The organism is Saccharopolyspora elongata, from assembly GCF_004348985.1.
GTDB lineage: Bacteria > Actinomycetota > Actinomycetes > Mycobacteriales > Pseudonocardiaceae > Saccharopolyspora > Saccharopolyspora elongata.
Map to the genome: position 1 here is coordinate 1 of NZ_SMKW01000234.1, position 1,075 is coordinate 1,075.

Below are 1,075 nucleotides of genomic sequence, written 5' to 3' on the forward strand. Positions count from 1 at the left end.
ACAAATAAGGGCCTCCGCAGCTGCGGAGGCCCTTGCCGGAACGCTAGCTCGAGTTTGACGAGCGTCTTTCGCACTGCTGAACTCCGCCTGCTCCAGAACTTCCGGCAGAGCTCAGGACTACGAACGTCCTTGAGTTGGACCATGCATTCCTTCGGGGCTGTCGCGCCATCGCCCCTTCGGTTCACCGACCCTCTCAATCGATTCACCGCACCCTTAGTACACGCCCGTTGAGGGCATAAGTCAATGGACCGAGAGCCATCTGAGCTGCTGAAACCTGGTGCAGACCCCCGTTGCTACACACGCCGCCGCAAGCAGCGTGTCTGGACGACGTCGAAGGAGACGCCTTCGTCCGGTTCAGGACGGCCGGCATGGCGGACAATGAGGGCCATGCGTCAGCGTGACCGGGATCCGCAAGGTCGAGCCCGCAACGCCCGCCCTCGCGACGGACTCGGCCGCCCGCTGCCCTACGGCAGTCATGGGGTGAAGTGCATGGACGACGGCATGGTGCTCGCCCCGATGGAGAGCCTGGCCCAGGCCCAGCGGCTGCTCGACGATGCCCGCCCGTTCCACGCCCACGAAGTACTCGAAGCTGCCTGGAAGAACGCTCCCGGCGCCGAACGCGCGCTGTGGAAAGGGCTCGCCCAACTCGCGGTGGGCCTCACTCACCTGCGCCGAGGCAACGGTACTGGCGCTGCGGCACTACTGCGCAGGGCGCACGACCACATCCAGCCCTACATCCAGCAGCCCCCGTACTCGGTGGCCGCGGAGCAGCTCACCCACTACGCCACCGACCTTGCCACCCGGATCGAACGAGACGGCCCGGACGCCATCGCATCCGAACAGCTGTCCCCGCAACTGCGCACCATCAGGGCACCGAAGGGTTGACCACCTCGCGCGCAGAGCAGTCCGAGAATCCAACGTCACCGAACTGCACGAGACCCGGTTGCCAACAAATTGCCAACTTTGCTCAGCGCCCTAGTTCGCCCGCGAAGCCCAACGCGTCAGCGCTCACGCGGGACTCCTGCCCCGGCCGAACTCATCAGTCGGCGGCTGGGTCGGTAGGTGCACAACCTCG

General features: G+C 65.6%; 1 protein-coding gene. It reads left to right on the forward strand.

Annotated elements, in window-relative coordinates:
* The first annotated feature begins 387 nt into the window (after positions 1 to 387).
* Positions 388 to 885 (forward strand): DUF309 domain-containing protein, encoded by a 498-nt coding sequence (locus E1288_RS46465; protein WP_132495739.1) that lies wholly within the window; start codon positions 388 to 390, stop codon positions 883 to 885.
* Positions 886 to 1,075: the final 190 nt, after the last annotated feature.